12 protein-coding genes and 2 pseudogenes are annotated in these 17701 nt (G+C 56.3%); 7 read left to right on the forward strand and 7 right to left on the reverse strand.

The genetic code is table 11. The features are described from left to right. The first annotated feature begins 4 nt into the window (after positions 1-4). The 3 genes from P0D84_RS21810 (at position 5) to P0D84_RS21820 (ending at position 4933) form a co-directional block, all read left to right on the forward strand. A complete protein-coding gene (locus tag P0D84_RS21810) occupies positions 5-1777 on the forward strand; it encodes a DUF262 domain-containing protein (protein ID WP_408340276.1) in 1773 nt (590 codons plus the stop codon). Further along, entirely contained in the window at positions 1770-4175 is a 2406-nt protein-coding gene (locus tag P0D84_RS21815) for a GmrSD restriction endonuclease domain-containing protein (protein WP_408340278.1), read from the forward strand. The genes P0D84_RS21810 and P0D84_RS21815 overlap by 8 nt, the downstream gene beginning before the upstream one ends. Before the next feature lie 497 nt (positions 4176-4672). Then, positions 4673-4933: a hypothetical protein gene (locus P0D84_RS21820; RefSeq protein WP_408337159.1), complete on the forward strand. Its 261-nt coding sequence runs from the start codon at positions 4673-4675 to the stop codon at positions 4931-4933. A gap of 109 nt (positions 4934-5042) precedes the next feature. Here P0D84_RS21820 and P0D84_RS21825 read toward each other — a convergent pair. The 7 genes and pseudogenes from P0D84_RS21825 to tnpA form a co-directional block, all read right to left on the reverse strand. Next, positions 5043-5270: pseudogene (locus P0D84_RS21825) on the reverse strand (transposase domain-containing protein); the annotation flags it as partial. Between the two features lie 131 nt (positions 5271-5401). Continuing rightward, positions 5402-6409: a tyrosine-type recombinase/integrase gene (locus P0D84_RS21830; RefSeq protein ID WP_408339057.1), complete on the reverse strand. Its 1008-nt coding sequence runs from the start codon at positions 6407-6409 to the stop codon at positions 5402-5404. After that, positions 6402-7364, reverse strand: a complete 963-nt coding sequence (locus P0D84_RS21835) for a tyrosine-type recombinase/integrase (RefSeq protein WP_408339055.1) — start codon at positions 7362-7364, stop codon at positions 6402-6404. The genes P0D84_RS21830 and P0D84_RS21835 overlap by 8 nt, the downstream gene beginning before the upstream one ends. After that, entirely contained in the window at positions 7361-8341 is a 981-nt protein-coding gene (locus P0D84_RS21840; RefSeq protein WP_408339053.1) for a tyrosine-type recombinase/integrase, read from the reverse strand. Before P0D84_RS21840 ends, P0D84_RS21835 begins: the two co-directional genes overlap by 4 nt. 428 nt (positions 8342-8769) lie before the next feature. Continuing rightward, a pseudogene (gene tnpC, locus P0D84_RS21845) lies at positions 8770-10107 on the reverse strand (IS66 family transposase); the annotation flags it as partial. 30 nt (positions 10108-10137) lie between these two features. Then, the gene (gene tnpB / locus P0D84_RS21850) at positions 10138-10485 is read right to left on the reverse strand and encodes an IS66 family insertion sequence element accessory protein TnpB (RefSeq protein WP_408243351.1); all 348 of its coding nucleotides are present in this window, start codon (positions 10483-10485) and stop codon (positions 10138-10140) included. After that, positions 10482-10880, reverse strand: a complete 399-nt coding sequence (gene tnpA, locus P0D84_RS21855) for an IS66-like element accessory protein TnpA (protein ID WP_408337155.1) — start codon at positions 10878-10880, stop codon at positions 10482-10484. The genes tnpB and tnpA overlap by 4 nt, the downstream gene beginning before the upstream one ends. Before the next feature lie 284 nt (positions 10881-11164). Here tnpA and P0D84_RS21860 point away from each other — a divergent pair, with 284 nt between their 5' ends. The 4 genes from P0D84_RS21860 (at position 11165) to P0D84_RS21875 (ending at position 17304) form a co-directional block, all read left to right on the forward strand. After that, entirely contained in the window at positions 11165-11404 is a 240-nt protein-coding gene (locus tag P0D84_RS21860) for a hypothetical protein (RefSeq protein ID WP_408340280.1), read from the forward strand. Positions 11405-11615: 211 nt separating this feature from the next. Then, positions 11616-12383, forward strand: coding sequence for a Hachiman antiphage defense system protein HamA (locus P0D84_RS21865; protein ID WP_408340282.1), 768 nt, complete (start codon positions 11616-11618; stop codon positions 12381-12383). After that, on the forward strand, positions 12373-15906 hold the full coding sequence (locus P0D84_RS21870; RefSeq protein WP_408340284.1) for a DEAD/DEAH box helicase: 3534 nt from the start codon (positions 12373-12375) through the stop codon (positions 15904-15906). Before P0D84_RS21865 ends, P0D84_RS21870 begins: the two co-directional genes overlap by 11 nt. A gap of 57 nt (positions 15907-15963) precedes the next feature. Beyond that, positions 15964-17304, forward strand: a complete 1341-nt coding sequence (locus tag P0D84_RS21875; RefSeq protein WP_408340286.1) for a hypothetical protein — start codon at positions 15964-15966, stop codon at positions 17302-17304. The last annotated feature ends 397 nt before the right edge of the window (positions 17305-17701 follow it).

Genomic DNA, 17701 nt, shown 5'->3' on the forward strand with positions numbered 1-17701 from the left:
CAAGATGAACGAGCAACAGATCAATCTCAAAACAGTGTTCCAGCTTCGGATCGACGAAGCTGGTCGACCATTTCGTTATTACATCCCGGCGTACCAACGTGGGTACCGATGGGAGCCGAAGCAGGTCACGCAACTGCTTGAGGACATTTGGGAGTTTACAAAGCGCGCGAATCCCCAACCGGAGGAGTTTTACTGTCTGCAGCCGCTAGTTCTGAGGTTAAAGGAGGACGGTAGCTACGAGGTGGTAGATGGTCAGCAGCGTTTGACTACGCTTTTTCTGATTCTCCGGCATTTTAACGAACGTTTGGCTCCGCGTTTCCGGGAGACGTTGTATGAGCTGGAGTATGAGACTCGAACCGGGCTGGTCGGGTTTTTGGAGGCCCCGTCGGATGAGCAGGCGCAGAGCAACATTGACTTCTTCCATGTTAACGAAGCGGTCAAGATCATTGACGACTGGATAGAGGGAGATGAACACCGCAATGATGTGGACACGATTAAGGCGGCGTTGCTGAATCAAGCTAAAGTGATATGGTTTCAGCTTGCTGTGGACGAAGACCCAGTCGATGCCTTTACGCGATTGAACGTAGGGAAGATCGCGCTAACCAATGGCGAGCTGATTCGGGCACTGTTTCTGAAAGGATCCAAAAATAGCCTTGCTCAGTTGTCGCAAGTGCGGATAGCGCATGAATGGGATCAGATTGAGAAATCTCTTCAGGACGATGACTTATGGTGCTTTGTGAGCAACGAAGTCAACAAGCGCGGCAATAGGATTGGATTTCTTTTTGATTTGATTGCCCGCGAGGGCGGCATGGAAAGAAGCTCAGACACGTACGCCACCTTCTACCATTTCAGCGCGAAGCTCAACGAAAAGAGTGCTGATCCGGAGGCCGAGTGGCTTGCTGTCAAAGGCGCATTCATGCAGCTTGAAGAGTGGTTCAAAGACCGGCGACTATATCACCTGGTGGGTTTTCTCATTTGGGATGGTGTCGACATCAAGGAACTGCGTAAGCTCGCCAAGGAAAAAACAAAGCGGCAGTTCAAAGAATCGCTGCGGGCCGAAATTTTCGAACGCGCGATGAAGCCACTTAAACGGGAGGCATTGTACGCAGACGGACTACGAGATGTGATCGACGAACGCATGCGGCTTTTCGAGTATCCAGGAAACCGGGCGCAGATCAAGGCCATCCTGCTACTGTTTAATCTGGCTAGCCTGCTCCTGAACCCGGTGTCGAACCTGCGTTTCCAGTTTGAAGGTTTCAAAACAGAAGAGTGGGACATAGAGCACATTCGCTCGGTGGCGGACGCGCGGCTCGACTCGCTCAAGGATCAACGCGAATGGCTCATGCATTGCCTTCGCTACCTTCAACTTTCTTCCAACGCGTCTGATTTACAAACGGAGATTGAGGACTTCATCAAGCTGCCGCCGGCTGACGCGAGCATCACACGGTTCGAAGCGCTCTATGGGCATGTTGTCAAGCATTTTGGCGAGTTGGACGAGGAAGAGCCTGATCACAGTATCGCCAATCTGGTGTTGCTTGACGCCAATACGAACCGCAGCTACAAGAACGCCGTGTTCGCCGTCAAGCGGCAGCGGGTGCTTGACCTGGACCGAGATGGCATCTTTGTGCCTCTTTCTACACGCAACGTCTTCCTGAAGTGTTACAAGCCGTACGTCGAACACACGATGTTCTGGACGAAGGATGACCGTGATGGATACCAGGCGGCTATTGTCGACACGCTTCATAACCTCTTCCGGGGAGAGTGGGTTCATGAATGATCTGAATAACGCAATCAGTTTCGTTGACCTGATACGAATCTGCTCCAAAATTGAGATCCCGCAGATTCAACGCGATTACGCTCAGGGTCGTGACACAGAGAATGAAGTTCGCAGAGAGTTTCTTGGTACTTTGCATGGTGCTTTGCAACCAGGCGAGGCAAATGTCGGAAGGCCGGTGAACCTGGATTTCATATACGGCAGTATGGAAGGGGGTGATGCCGGAAGCTACTTCCTGCCGCTTGACGGGCAACAGCGACTCACGACGCTTTTTCTGCTCCATTGGTACCTCGGATGGCGCGACGCCCAGCTTCGGGATTTTCAGTCCCGCTTGCGGGATGGCCGCCATTCGCGCTTTGGCTACAAGGTGCGTCCGAGCAGTGCTGAGTTTTTCGATAATCTTGTCGCGTACGTACCGGGCGCGAGTTCGACCGATGTAGCGTCTGTGAGAAAGCTGATAGAGGATCAATCCTGGTTCTTCCTGAATTGGCGCCTTGACCCGACGATCCAGTCCGCTCTGACAATGCTGGATGCGATTCACGAACGGTTCAAAGGTAGCGAAGGCTTCTATGCTCGACTCACAGACGACGAAAGGCCAGCCATCACGTTCCGGTTGCTACAGCTTGAGAATTTCGGTCTGTCGGACGACCTCTATATCAAGATGAACGCACGAGGAAAGCCGCTAACCGCATTTGAAACGTTCAAAGCACGGTTCGAAGAGGATCTGAAGTCGCTGTTCCCGGACGAGCAACGCCAACTTGGAGGGAAGTCCTGGAGCGTGAGGGATTTTTTTGCTCTGCGCATGGACACACAATGGACGGATCTGTTCTGGAATTACCGAACGTCCGCAAGTAAGGTTTTTGATACAGAAGCGATGAACCTTTTCTGGACGTTAGCGCGCATCAGCCTGGATCCTCAGAGTGCAAGCTTCCTGAACGACACCTTTTTGCTACAGAGCAGGCGCGGCGCCATCACCTATTCGGCTCTGCGAGATGGCGGGTGGTTAACGCGGGATTTTGCTGAAAACTGGATGGCTCTGCTGGAGACCTGGAGCGGAGGGGTTGGCAAGCTTCGGGCCCAGCAGGGAAATCACCGTTACTTCGATGAAGACGCTATCTTCCAGAAGATAATCAAGTCTGCCACGGCGTTGAACTATGCGGAAACGTTGCAGCTAACTGCGTTTGTACTGTATCTGCGAATGTGGGGAAATGAAGGGCGGCCTGAGTTACTGCAAGACTGGATGCGAGTGGTATCGAATCTTGCGTGGAACACAAGTTATGACCACATGGAGGTGTTCCAGCGATGTATGGCGGGTTTGCGAAAACTACTCCCAGAGAGTCAGCGCATCCTTTCTCATCTTGCAGAAATGGAAGCGGTGCCCTTGGGCTTTAGTCCTCAGCAAGTTCAGGAAGAGGTGCTGAAAGCGCGGCTGCTTCTCGCTGATCCTCGCTGGCGGGCGCAGATTGAATTGGCGGAGGAGCATGGTTACTTCCAGGGGCAAGTCGACTTTCTCCTAGACTTCGCCGGCGTACGTCAAAGGGTAGAGGAATCGCCGGTTTCACAATGGTCAGAACAGGCGCATGCCGACAGGTTGGCATTATTTGCCAGCTATCTTGTGAAAGCGGAATCAACGTTTGACGAAGCCGGACTAGTTGAGCCAAATGGCGCATCTTCCCGTTCCTACCTTTGGCAGAGAGCGTTGCTGTCGGTAGGGGATTACCTGATGCCGCTGTCAAGCAACCATTCTTTCGGTGTTAACGTTGCAGACGAGGGCGATAGCTGGAAGCGGTTCCTTCGCGGCGGTGGAATTGAAGCGACGAAGCGTCGCACATACCTGAAGACGTTGTGGGACAGGATCGACGTTTCGGCGCCAATTTCGGCACAATTGCAAATCATCATTGATGAGACCAGGAACCTGGAGCCATGGCGTCAGGGCTTTGTGGGATATCCCCGGGCTATCGATTACTGCGAACAACGCAAGATACGCAGGAGTCAAGAGGGGCAAATTTATCTTCTGAAGCGCACCAAGATGAACGGTACGCATGCCGAATTTTTCACTTTCATGTTGTTTGAAGATCTGAAGACGGCGTTGATGCGGGACAAGTTGGCTCCGATTGTGCTCGATTCGTACCGCGCGGTGTCGGAATCACTGCTCGAACCGCGCGTTCTGCTTTATGTGGTCGTCGAAGAAGTTCGTACGGGTATATCGATTGAGCGAGATAACGGGCGATTCACAATCAGGGTCCAACGCAGTCCGCTCGCACAAAGGCCCGCCATCGAAGAGAAGCTCAAACTGCAGATGCATTTTGAGGCACGGGCGGAGGAACTTATGGTTCACTGCGGCGCTGATTCCGTGACGGACATAATGTCACAGCTTTCACAGATATTTCGATTGGCCTGAGCATAATCGAATAAGTTAAGACGTTGAGGTGTGCCCGGGTGCTTCGAAGGAAAGCGGCCGCCGCCCATCTCACCGCTGGGTGGACGTGTCGCATTGCCTTTTCGCACTGACACAAGAGTCTGGCGACTCGAAGCGCAGAGCAGTCGGGTTCTTGCTTCAGAAGTGGCGTGGGCCGGTTCTGCAGCGTTAGCTACGAGGTTGACAGATTCTCAATGTCGCGAAAGGCCTCGCAATCGAGTTATTTTCTTCATACAGTTCGCGTACGTTCTGGCGCTGACTTCTCCTGCATATCGATTTGATTCGAGCAAACACTAAGCAAACGTTTCCCTGTTTCGGCTTCCCTTAAGGACATAACGTAAGCGCCTCGCTTGGACCGTTCGGGTTTTTCTGGACGACGCGATGTGAAGCGGGACATGCTATCTCCTTTGGGTATTTTGCGTTACCCGGTAACGAATTCAGACATATCGTTACCGGGTAACAACGACGAGGAGAAACCGATGGCGCAAACAACAGCGGAGCGGCAGGCCGCCTTCCGGGCAAGGCGGGCGACAGCTGGAAACGATGGCAACGGGGAGCGGCGGCTTGATATGTGGGTGACCACTGAAGCCGATCTCGCGCTCGCACGGCTGGCACGCCGTTACTCGGTAACGAAGCGTGAGATGCTGGAGCGGCTGGTAGTGCGGGCGGACGCGGCTATCGTGCGCAGGCTCGATCCGGACTCCGCAGAATGGGATACCTACTTCCAGGTTCGACGGTAGCCCTTCAGCGTTACCGGGTAACGGACCGCTGTCCCAGGTGCAGTCGGCTACTGGCTCAGCGCGTGTGAGCCGTTCCGGGCGATCGGGGCGTGCTGTCCACCGCTGTTGTTCAACCGGTCGGAACCGCAGGTTGGGGCGGATTTTGCAGGTGTGCGGCAACGCGCCAGGGCAGCAATTCGTCGACGCGGTTGATCGGGTGATCGGCGATGCAGGTCAGCACATGGCACAGGTAAGCACGCGGATCGACGCCATTGAGTTTGCACGTGGCGATCAGCGAGTACATCGCCGCTGCCCGCTCACCGCCGCTGTCAGAGCCGGCGAACATGAAGTTTTTTCTGCAATGCAATTATGTGCATTGTCGGAATAATGCGCAGTTGCAAATTATGCGGAGTTACTCATTGTCGAAGAGTGCCATGCGAGTCGCCGACGCGATCCGCAGGGATTCGCGGTTCGGCGAGCTACGCATAATTACAGCGACTCAAGGAACTGGAGGATGCGGTCCGGTGGTCGATAGCGACGGTTCTTCACTTCCGGTGGCTGAATCCTGCTCAGCGCTCGCTGCTTCATCGTCAGATCGGCTTCCATATAGCAGTGTGTTGTCGATGGGCTTTCGTGTCCCAGCCACAAGGCGATGACCGAGAGGTCGACGCCTGATTGAAGTAGATGCATGGCAGTCGCGTGACGAACCAGGTGCGGAGAAACACGCCGTTTGGCGAGTTGCGGACATTGGTCCTTCGCGCGCGTTACGGCAATTCTCATTCGATCGGCGACATTGGAGCGTGTCATCGCGTTTCCCGATCGATTTGGAAAGAGCCTCTGACTTGATGCATCCTGGATCTGCGGCAACCACCCCTTGATGAGCCTGGCCGTGGATCGCCATAAAGGCACCGTTCGTTCCTTGCGTCCTTTGCCAAGAATATGAACGAAGGGTGATGTACCCAGCACGACATCACTGACGCGTAGTGCCAGCATCTCCGAGACGCGCGCCCCCGTGTTATACATCGTTGCCAGCAGAACCCTGTCGCGTTGACCCGACCAGGTGTCCGGGTCAGGCGCCGTCAACAGTTGCTGAATCTCTTCGCGTGACAGGAATCCGACCATAGGTTTATCGCACCGCTTCATCGGCACGGAGAGTGCGCGCTGTATAACGGCCAACGACGCGACGTCACGGTGTGCCGCGTACTTCAAGAACGAGCGCAACGCTGCGAGTCGAACGTTGCGGGTCCGCGTGCTGTTGCGCCGCTCAACCTCGAGATGCCGCAGAAACGCCAAGATCAGCGGCGCATCCATGTCCGACAGCTTCAGATCAGTTGGGCACCTGGCAAGGCGATCCGATGCGAACTGAAGAAACAGACGAAACGAATCGCGGTAGCTCGATATCGTCTCCGGGCTCACCGCACGTTGCTGCATCAACCGTTCGACGAAGAAGTCCTGCAGGAGCGTCGCGAAGGAAGGAACTAGGCAGGCTTTAGTCATGACGTACCCCTTCGGCAAAGCACGCAAATTTCCGGCTCACGATTTCCATGAGATCGGGAACCGCAGTCAGATACCAGTAGGTATCGCTCGGCTTCACGTGCCCCAGATATGTCGACAGCGCAATCATCCGGTTGTCGACGTTCACGCCGTCCTGATACCACTTGAGGATGCACCGGCACACGAACGTGTGGCGAAGATCATGGATTCGAGGCAACGCGTGGTCACCCCGAGAAGTCCACGCGAGTTGCTCGCGAAGCCGACCGAACACCCAGTGCACCGTTCGGGCCTGCAACTTCCTGCCATCAAGATTCACAAAGAACGAATCGCACGGCTCTGCGGCGACGACCAGCGCACGGCGAGCAGCGTAACGCTTCATGGCCAGAGTTACGGTAGGATGCATCGGAATAAGGCGCGACTTGTGAAACTTCGTCTCGCGCACCGTGAGCGTGCCCTCAGCAAGATTCACGTCGTCTCGAGAGAGATTGATGGCTTCCGAGATACGCAAGCCGGTTGCCGCAATCAAACCAAACAGCGCTTCATATGTAAGCGGTATGATCGAACCGACGGGTAACATCGCCGCCGACGCCGTGAGGAGTTCGCCGAGTTCCTGCTCCGTGTAGATGTGCGGCGCCAGACGACGATGGGCCCGCCCGCACAAGTCGCGTCGCGGAACAACCGTATCGGGATAGAACTGCCTGAGGTACTTCGCGAAGGGGCGCACTACCTCGATCCGACGCGCCCAGGTAATGGACCTTTGGCTCGGTGTCGAGTGTGCCCAAGCAAGGGCCAGACTTTCGGTGATCGGACCGCGATCGTGCGCCGTATCCGCGAAGCGGGCGAAGTTCATCAGCACCTGCCCCGAGATCGCAAGGTCGAAGCCGAGACAGCGTCGCTCTGCGAGATACGTTTCCACCAGCGATACCATTGTGTGTGCCGATTTGACGGGACGCTTCATGATTTGCTCCCCGGCCAGGGAAGCGCCACGGCCTCCAGGCTTCGCAGGTCGATCTTCGTGTAGATCGCGGTGGTGTCGATGCTCTGATGGTGCAATACGTCAGCCACTTCCTTCAACGACGAGCCGGAACGAAGCAGCCGTCGGGCCACGCTGTGCCTCAGAAGATGGGTTCCAGATTGTTCAGTCCAGCCGCAGCGAACATATGCGGCATGCACGGCCTGATGGACGCGCCCGGTTCCCAACGGAACGTCGGCGGGTGCGTAATGCCGGACAAAGACAGCACGGGAGGTCGTCGTCTTCCTTCGGGCTAACCGGATATAGTCGGCGATCGCACGACCTGTTGGCTCGGGCAACGGAATGACGTAGCCCCGTCGCGATTTGGTGCGACGGATTTGCAGCGTGCCTTCGCGCCAGTTTAAATCGTCGAGTTGGATTTGCACGACTTCCGCAGCCCGCAACCCAAGATCAGCCAGACAGCGCGCCACTGCGTAATCACGTAAGCTGGACGCAGTCGCGCGATCGAAGGAGTTCAGGAACTGCTCAATCGCTGCATCCGAAAGCGTTTCAGGCAGCGCCGCCAACCTCCATCCAGCCACGTTCGGTACTGCCGCGATCAGCTCTTCGACCTGGTCGTTATATTGCATGGTCCTGAATCGCAGATAACTGCGCAACGTCACGCCCGCTACGTGAGCGGCTCCAGCATTGCACCCGTCAGGGTAGCGCGTAACGAAACGACGGATATCCCGAATCGTTAGCTGCTCCATGTCGATGTGTTTGCGACCAAAGCGCTGACGCAAGAAATCGCGAATGATTCGACCACGCTGATATCGCGTGCATTCGGCTAGGCCGCAAACGTCCTTGAGGTGGTCAGTAAAGCGACACACCTCCTGTTGCACCGAATCCGGTTCTGCCTGCAGAAACCGAGGGACACCGCACGCGCCCAACACGACCAGCAAATGCCGAAGTGCAGCACTCACGTCTGTCCGACACCTCGGAATCGGATCTGGGCAGGTACATCGCCGCAAATGGTCGTTCACGAACCTGCAGACAAGTCGATCGTCGACACTTGCTACGGCTATACGGTGCGTTGTAAGCCAATACGCAAAGTGCGCGGCGCACCTCACGTAGCGGTTGACGGTGCCGGCCGCGTAGCCGGTATCAACGAGATATTCGCAGTAGCGCTCTGCGAAAGGAGAAAGGACGCTGCGCCACAACCACGCCTGAGGCTGCGGTCGAAGAGGAACCAAGCCGATCATGATGATTCTCCTGAATGGGTAACAACCCAAACAGGAAAGCATCTTTTTTATGTGCAGTTTGCTGCAAGCCACAGATCCCTGCAAGGCGCGTCGCACTGGCGCTCGTGACGAGCCGTACGATGCAAACTCCGCATAATTTGCGGCTGCGCATTATTTCGTCCCAGTGAGACACAGCGCAGCGCGTTCTCCGCGATGTTGTTGTCTATCTCCACCGTGCCATCGTCGCAGTACAGCGTCAGCGCGAGCCATTGATTGAGCGAGTAGTTGATGGCCTTGGCCGTATCCGACTTCGTTGACAGCATCTGGAGCTTTGCCCTGAGCCATGCACCGTAGGTTTCAAGCAGCGGTTTGGCCTTCTCCTGCCGCACACGCAGCCGCTCGGCAGGCGGCTTGCCGCGGATACTGGCTTCGATGCCGTAGAGCTCGCCAATATAGTCGAGCGCCTTTTGCGTGGTTTCAGACGGCGTGCGCACGTGAATGTCGTACAGCTTTCTCCTCGCGTGCGCCCAGCATGCTGCCTCGCGCATCGAGCCGTCCCGGAACAGCTCGTTGAAGCCCGAATACGCGTCTGCCTGCAGGATCCCGCTGAAGCCGGTCAGATGGCGCTGGGGATGGACGCCTTGCCGGTTGGGCGAGTACGCAAACCAGACGGCGGCTGGTTCCTTCGAACCGGACCGACGGTCATCACGCACATAGACCCACAGCCGGCCTGTCTTTGTCTTCTTGTTGCCCGGCGCGAGCACAGGGATCGGCGTGTCGTCCGCATGGATCTTGAGGCCGCCCATCGCGTAGCGGCGCAGCGCTTTCACCAGCGGATCGACGAGCGCCTCGCACTGACCAACCCAGCGGCCCATGCTCGCCGGGTCCAGTTTGACGTTTTCGCGTGCAGCGATCTCCGACTGCCGGTAAAGCGGCTGGTGATCGGCATACTTGGCCACAAAGATCTCGGCAAGCAGGCTTGGGTGCGCGATGCCGCGCTGAATCGGCAGGCTCGGTGCCGGCGGCTGAACGATGCGACCGCAGCAGGCGCAGATCTTCTTGCGCCGGATGGTGCGGATGACCTTGAACGCTGCCGCGATGCGGCCGAGCTGCTCGGAGACGTCCTCGCCCAGCGCTTGCATCTGGCCGCCGCATTCGGCGCAGGTTGGCTCCGGCTCGAGCACGTGCTCCTCACGCGGCAGGTGGTCCGGGAGCGCCTCGCGCGAAGCACGTTCGGGCGCGTCGGACCTGCTCCTGCCGCCGGCCTGTGCTTCGCGCGTTTCGGCTGCGCCACGGCTGCCGGTCAGATCATCCAGTCGGGTCTCAAGTTCCGCAATTTGCCGGTCCAGTTTCTCGGACTTGCGGCCGAACTGCATGCGCTTGAGCTTGTCGATCTGTGCCTTGAGCCGTTCGATTTCCAGATCGCGCTCGGCCAGGGACGCCCGCGCCTCGAGCAACAAGGCCTTGAGTGCATCGATGTCATCAGGAAGGTCGCTGGCATCAGACATGCCACGCAGTTTACGCAGGTGTTGCGCGGTTTACAACATCGACAGTGGCTCGGCGGTACGGCGTGGCTGCCGCCAGTCGATGCCCTCAAGCAGCATCGACAGCTGGGCCTGGGTCAGATGGATCTTGCCGCTATCGGCCTGCGGCCAGACAAAGCGGCCACGCTCGAGCCGCTTTGCAAGCAGCCATAGCCCGTCGCTGGTAGCCCAAAGAATTTTTATCAGATCACCTCGACGGCCGCGGAAGATGAACACGTGACCGCCCAGCGGATTCTCCTGAAGCGCCGTCTGTACCTTGGCGGCCAGGCCCTGGAACCCGGAACGCATGTCGGTCACCCCCGCGGCAATCCAGATGCGTGTGCCCGCCGGCAGACCGATCATCGCGACAGCTCGCGAATCAGCAGCCGCAGTGTCTCCGGCGAGACCTCGCCGCGAATGCGCAGGCGTGCACGCTCGAACTCCACCTCGCAGACACTCTCCAGCGGCTCAGTTGTAGTGACCGTTGGCGGCGGCGCCTGTACAGACGTACCGTCGATGATGTTCACCGGCAATAACGGCGGAATCTCGCACTCCGCCTGCTCGGACAGCGTCGGCAGACCGTACGCTCCCTCGAGATACGCTCGCCGCCACTTGAAGAGCAGGTTCGCGTTGACATCATTGCCGCGCGCGATCAGGGCAACCGATGCACCCGGCTCAAAGGATTGCTCGACCAGGTGCCTCTTGAACTCGAGCGAGAAATTCGGCCGCTTGGTGCGTGCGCTTGATGTTTTGTCCACGTTGGTGCCCACAATAATTTGGTGGACACCAAATTACCCAAAGCATCGACCAGTCGTCCAGAATGGCCCTCGCGAGTTGCTTACGACATAACGTTGCCTGCCGATAGATGTATTGTTGGAAGGACTCGACCGGGCGTCCGATCAGGTGAAAGAGCCTGCGAGCTGTCCGACCGGGCTAAGTTGATTTAGGGTGGTAATCGCGGGAGTGGGGGCAATGAAGATGAGTGGCATGACTATGAGAACCAAGCTCACTTTGGGCTAAAATCGCCGTGCAAGACTGCGGTGTGTTCGCACGGGTTTTCGTTCCTCCCGCCGGCGGTATCGTCGGGACCGGGGACGCCCTGTCGGGTATGCGTGATCTGATGGTGTACGGCGTCGACGGGAAAGCGAAGCAGTCCGGTTTGCTTGATCATCGACTTGCGCATGTCTACCTTCACACACTGACAAACGGCGTGCTCGTTGCAGGAGATAACTCGAAGATGAGCATTCTGGAAAAACTTGTTCGCCTGGCGCTGGAAAACTAAAAACTTCCCGATAGGGTTGGCGCCCGCAGGCAACTCAATATTTCGCCTATGCAGATATCACAGCCGGTGCGCCGAAACAAAGCTCGCAAAAAGGCTTGGCATCGTGCGATTTTCACGGTGGATTCAACCTACCAAAGATAACATATGGCGCGCGTATTTCCAGCGAGCTAAAATCTTGACACGATCGGTAATCAAATCGACGAGGGTACGTGTGGCAAAACTAAAAGATTGGTGCGACGCCATTGATGAGACGGTGAACGGCCACAACATGCGGATGCTGAAAGCGCAGGCCGCAAAGATCAACGACGGAATTGACGCTGTCGCGCTCGACGTTCCAGACCACTACGCAGCAAACGCTAGGATTGTGCGGCTGATTCGATTGCTCGGTAAAGACAAAGCAGCTGAGTATCTGGAAGAGAAACTTCCGACCGGCAAAAGCATCCGATCCGGAGATCTGGGTGAAATGCTGGGCGCGGCTTACGTTGCGGAGTACACAGGATACAGCTCGGGAGTGAATCGGTTGCGATGGAAGGACCATCGTGAGATGGCGATGCGCGGTGACGATCTTCTTGCTGTTCAGCCCGATCCCAAACTCAAGATTATATTTTTGAAAGGAGAGGTCAAGAGTAGCGTGTCGCTGTCATCCGGCACGGTAACAGCAGCACGCAAGGCCCTTTCGAGTCAGAACAACCGCCCGTCTCCGCACGCACTTTCGTTTATTTCGGACCGTTTGCATGAGGTGGGAAATCATACCTTAGGGGATTTGATTGACTTGGCTCAATGGCGCGACGGGATCAAGATTGCTCAGGTAACGCACCTACTTTTCACCTTCAGTGGCAACGATCCTAGAGGAATTCTGAGGAAGGATCTGAATGGATATGCTGGCAAGGTTGCACAAATCGTTGTTGGAGTGTACGTGCCAAAGCATCAAGACTTTATCAAGGCTGTCTACGCAAAGGTTGTGATCAATGGCGTTTAGCAACGGTGAGATTGAGGCCGCAATTCGTGAAGCTGTTGCACCGGGTTTTCGCGAGAACATGCTTGCGCGTGGTCAGGCGCGGTCGATGATTTGGGCTGAGGGCGTCTTGCCGGAGGGTGCTCCTCAATTCTCGCGTGTCCTGACGTACGACCTGATGTCGTATGGATACTCCTTGCTTACACATGCGCTTCGCTTGCTGGAAGGCAATGGAGATATCGAGCTTGCGCGAACGGCTCTGGAGCACGCTGCGAGTGCGATTGAAGCCGTAGTTGTGGATGGAAAAAAGAATAGAAGCCAAGACTTTCATCGTCTGATTGCGGCTGCAGCCTATCATATTGGGCAGTTCTCCGCTCGTGCATATTCCCTTATTCACGTGGGCCTGCATGAGGCGAATTTGACAGAGGCTGAAACGTGTCTGGCGTTGTTAATGCTGCGCGACGTGGACGGTCTGGATGCACAGATCAGGGAGTGGAAACTGCCGGGTCGGGGCACAGACGCAGCCCTCGTCGGGATTCTCCAGGACATTTTGCCCAGCGACGAGGCAGACGACTTACCGGGCGACGACTCCGACAGTGGTGGCAACGGCCCCGACGGTGACAGAAATGTTCTCGACGTAGTTGTTGTCGCGTTGACCGACAGCTATATGTCCGCTGTTGGCATGGCAATGCTCGGCTTCGAACGAGGAGAATCGGAACTGGTTGATGAAGCGCTAGGCAAGCTTCGGGACGGGCTCGGTGTCTGTGCAGAGCTAAACCTGGTGTCGCAGTGGTGGTGCTTTCGATTGACGATTTACCTATTGGGCGATTTGTGGGCGTCGAGTTTTCATCGTCGGTTGCCTCCGCCGGTCGACGATGTGGTTTTACCTCAATGGAACCGTCTTCGTTCGATCTTTATCGCGTCGCTGTATCGGCGGTCCAAAGCAGAGATTGAACTCTGGCCGTCTCAGTTCGGAGCTGCGGAAAAAGCATTGGATCTGGCTGATAATTTGGTTGTCTCACTGCCGACCAGTGCTGGCAAGACGCGGATTGCGGAACTGTGTATTCTGGCATGCTTGTCAACTGGGCGGCGCGTAGTGTTCGTTACTCCACTGCGTGCGCTTTCTGCGCAAACAGAGGTCAGTCTCTCTCAAACGTTTTTGCCGCTCGGGAAGACGGTGTCAAGTCTTTACGGAAGTATTGGCGCGAGTGATGTCGACGGAGATACCCTCCGCGAACGTGACATTATCGTGGCTACTCCGGAGAAGCTGGATTTCGCGCTTCGTAACGACCCGACGCTCCTTGACGATGTTGGCCTTGTCGTTCTTGACGAAGGGCACATGATTGGGCTTGATGAGCGCGAGGTGCGATACGAAGTTCAGATTCAGCGGCTGCTGAAGCGGGGTGATGCAGCGGATAGACGTATCGTGTGTCTGTCTGCAGTATTGCCGAGCGGTTCCGAGCTTGACGATTTCGTCGCCTGGCTTACTCAGGACGGGACTGATGGGCTCATAAAGAGCGATTGGCGGCCCACTCGCCTTCGGTTCGGAGAAGTGCAATGGAAGGGAGCTCACGGGCAGTTGAATATACAAGTGGGTGACGAGACGCCGTTCGTTCCACGATTCGTAGCAGCAACTGTTCCTCCGAAACTGAATCGCAAGGAGCCAGTTCCGCGTACGCAGCGCGAGTTGTGTTTGGCGACGGCGTGGCGCCTGATGGACGAAGGTCAGTCGGTTCTTATTTTCTGCCCTGAGCGCCGGTCTGTCGAACCATTTGCGACGGTGATTGTTGATTTGGCAAAGCGCGGTGTCCTTGCACCCGTTCTGGCGGGTTCGGAGAATGAGTTGGCAGCAGCCCTGGCAATCGGCTCCGAATGGTTCGGGGACGACCATGTGTTGCTTAAATGTTTAAAGCTCGGGGTAGCGATTCACCATGGCGCCCTGCCGACCCCGTACCGCAAGGAAATCGAACGGTTGCTTCGGAAAGGAGTGCTGCGACTGACGGTTTCATCACCGACTCTCGCACAGGGTTTAAATCTGGCTGCATCCACTCTTGTCATGTTTGGTCTCGATCGTAATGGCGAACTGATAAAAAGCTCGGAGTTTCGAAACATCATTGGGCGAGCCGGTCGTGCGTATGTCGATCTTGAGGGGCTGATTCTGTACCCAATGTTTGATAGGCATCAGGAGCGTGGCGAAAAGTGGAAGGAGTTGACTGAAAATTTGGCGGGACGTGAGATGGAGAGCGGACTTCTTCGCCTTTTGATGACGCTCTTGACGCGAATTTCCAAAAAGCTCAAGACGAAATCGGTGGCCACAATCTCAGAGTACGTTCTTAACAACGTAGGCGCATGGACATTTCCTGAGGTCCAGAACGAAAAACTTCGAATCACTGCATCGGAGCAACAGAACTGGAGCAAGTATCTGACCAGTCTGGACACGGCGATTCTAAGCATGCTTGGAGAGGGTGAAGTAGATGAAGCGGAGATTGAGGCGAAGCTGGATGACGTGCTGGCCGCATCGCTCTTTGTTCGACGCATGACCCATCGGAAGGAGAGCGTGCGCAATCTTCTGAAAACGACGCTTGCCCTGCGGGCCAAATATATATGGAACAGGACGACTTCGACACAACGACGAGGTTACTTTTTGGCTGGCCTCGGATTCGACACGGGTCAGCAGCTTGACGCACATGCACCCCGGCTCGAGGAGTATCTCGCGACAGCAAATCGGGCAATTCGGGACGGTAACGGCGTGCAGGCGAAAGCGTCAATTACACAGTTTGCCGAGATAGTGTTTGAAGTCACACCATTTATTCCGTCAGATCTGCCTGAGAACTGGAGGGAAGTGTTGGATACATGGCTGGACGGAATGCCGGTTGCGGAAGTCGCGGCAAACAACGAGTCCGAGGTCTTGCAGTTCATTGAGGGCGGATTAGTTTATCGACTACCGTGGGCAATGGAGGCAGTTCGAGTTCGCACGCTCGCGCATGAAGACCCTTTGCAGGTAAATGTCCATGCTGAAGATATCGGCCTAGGCTATGCGGTCGCTGCGGTCGAAACGGGCACCCTCAGCCGCTCGGCTGCGCTGCTGATGCGTACAGGATTCAGTTCGCGAATTGCGGCGATCAAGGCAGTGAATGACACCGGGGCCGATTTCATCGCAGTTGGGAAGATGCGAGCCTGGTTGAAGTCAGCCAAGGTTAAAGAGTGCGAGGAAGACAACGCTTGGCCTAGCCCGGAGAGTCGGCAGCTCTGGGACGATTTCAGGTTGTCGATGGTTCCGGCGGCTCAGCGGGAATGGGATACTTCGGGTTCAGTCGCCCGGGTTCAGTGGGACGATGAGATTGGTCCCTTAACGGGAACTCCTTTGAGAGTAGCGCGGAGCGACACGGGTGATGACGTCATTGCTACAGCGGACTACGAACCGGTGGGGACGTTGGAACGACCGGTCAACCCTGACCGTCGGGGACTTCTGAAAGTAACGGTGGGTCGCAAGGCCAACACGGTCCGAATGGAATACCTCGGTCCAGACGATCTTTATGCAGAGTAGCGGGTACAACATTGTCTCGCTAGAGCGGGATTCTGCTTTAATCTCCGGCAGTCGGCATTGCCGCTGCCAGAACACATTTTTCTCTTCATGAGTGATTCTCTTTCAGACATTGAAGCTCTGTACCTTCGATGCAGAGCAGATCGGGCGCGCGAATATGTTGCGGAGGCCGTCCAGTGCTATCGTGCTGGCGCCTATCGGTCAGCCATTGTAAATACTTGGATTGCGGTAGTTTTTGACCTTGTTGACAAGATCCGTGAACTCTCGCTGGCGGGCGACCCGATCGCACGGCAACTTAACACGCAATACGAAGCGTACATAGCCCAAATCAACTCCGGAAATGAGCAAGGAGTTAAAAACGCACTCGAATTTGAGAGAACGATATTGACGGTGTGTCGAGATCGGCTTCAGTTTTTTGATCACCAACAAATGCGAGATCTGGATCGGTTGAGAGAAGATCGGCATCAGTGCGCGCATCCCTCTTTTCAACGCGCCGGCGAACCGTATCGGCCAACCGCCGAGCATGCGCGCTTGCATCTTCGGACAGCTGTGGACCACGTTTTATCTCGACCACCGGTCCAGGGGCGCTCAGCGATCGTGGAGGTCCTATCGACAATCGCGTCGGAGTATTTTCCTAGGAATCGTACACAGGCCACGACCGCGCTACGTAGTACGCCGGTGGCCGCTGCCACAGAAGCACTGACTCGAGGAGTTATCGACGCACTCATTTTTGGCTTCTCTGACGCAACCAGTCCGGTTCAAGGCAAAATTCAGGTAGCGTTCGCGCTCGGAGCGCTGCTTGACCTGCAACGGCCCGTTGCGGAGCCCCGCATAGCCCTCCAGCTCAGCAAGCTTGTGCGAGATATTCACGACGAGGGACTGTCTTCAGTCGCTGCATTGGTGGGGTCGACGTCGGAGGCGCTCAATCTGATTGATCAGCCCGCGATAATTCGCCTCACCGAGTTTGTTAGAGCCGCACCGGCCGGCGACGTTATCAAGGCAATAGACCTGCTATCGACACATCCAGCGGTGAACCCTGTCGCCCAGGAACGAATGCTCACAATTGGGTTCGAACAGTTAGCTGATGGGGTAGCGCTTTACGGATTGCGCAATCTGGCGAAGGCGCCCGCACTTACGATGTTGTCTGAAGCAGGTAATTGGAATCGCGTAAACGAAATAATTGGGCGCTTGATAATGCCACTTTTTGATTTGCTCGAAAGAGGTGACATTGAACGAATTATACGGATGCCGCGAGAGACGAGAGCAGATCTTCCAGGCGCTTCTGGTTATGCGCGTCTCATCGAGCAGGTAAGACGGCGGCCGGAACTCATTCCAAGGGATGAAGTGGATGCGCTCTTGAGAGCGAACCATGCCGAATATTTGATAGTCGACGCGCAATAGGTGTCCGGCAGTGCCGGCTGGGGCGTTCTGGACGGCATTTGTAGCCGACGACCGCGCTCGTGGCTTCCTTCGAGCCGATTGCACGCAGGTTCAACAGGAAACCGCTGTCCCGTCGCGTATGCGCTAATTGGGCAAGCACTACGCCTGCTAGACTCTCGATACGGCACCCGGATTTGGTACTGCAGTGAGGCGGCTGTAATGGCAGGCGTGCGGGCCGCGTGCTTTCGTGGCGACTGAGCGGACAAGCTCGCCTAGAAATTCATCCGCGCGGGTGCGCACGCATCCCCTCTCAGGGGCTTCTGTCCGGAGCATTGACCACATTCCAGAACGCGGACGGAATGGCTGCGCAGGCGTGGAACGCGGGGTTTTCGGCGGCTTGAGTCCGTCGTCGGTGCCC

Origin of the sequence: Paraburkholderia sp. RL17-337-BIB-A, from assembly GCF_046025895.1 — a bacterium.
Lineage (GTDB): Bacteria > Pseudomonadota > Gammaproteobacteria > Burkholderiales > Burkholderiaceae > Paraburkholderia > Paraburkholderia fungorum_C.

Bases quoted from the DNA above. Each gene is read 5' to 3' on its own strand.
- P0D84_RS21870 (WP_408340284.1), top strand. From the start codon at position 12,373: ATGGCGTTTAGCAACGGTGAGATTGAGGCCGCAATTCGTGAAGCTGTT.
- P0D84_RS21830 (WP_408339057.1), bottom strand. From the start codon at position 6,409: ATGACTAAAGCCTGCCTAGTTCCTTCCTTCGCGACGCTCCTGCAGGAC.
- tnpB (WP_408243351.1), bottom strand. From the start codon at position 10,485: ATGATCGGTCTGCCGGCGGGCACACGCATCTGGATTGCCGCGGGGGTG.
- P0D84_RS21815 (WP_408340278.1), top strand. From the start codon at position 1,770: ATGAATGATCTGAATAACGCAATCAGTTTCGTTGACCTGATACGAATC.
- P0D84_RS21820 (WP_408337159.1), top strand. From the start codon at position 4,673: ATGGCGCAAACAACAGCGGAGCGGCAGGCCGCCTTCCGGGCAAGGCGG.
- P0D84_RS21810 (WP_408340276.1), top strand. From the start codon at position 5: ATGAACGAGCAACAGATCAATCTCAAAACAGTGTTCCAGCTTCGGATC.
- P0D84_RS21835 (WP_408339055.1), bottom strand. From the start codon at position 7,364: ATGAAGCGTCCCGTCAAATCGGCACACACAATGGTATCGCTGGTGGAA.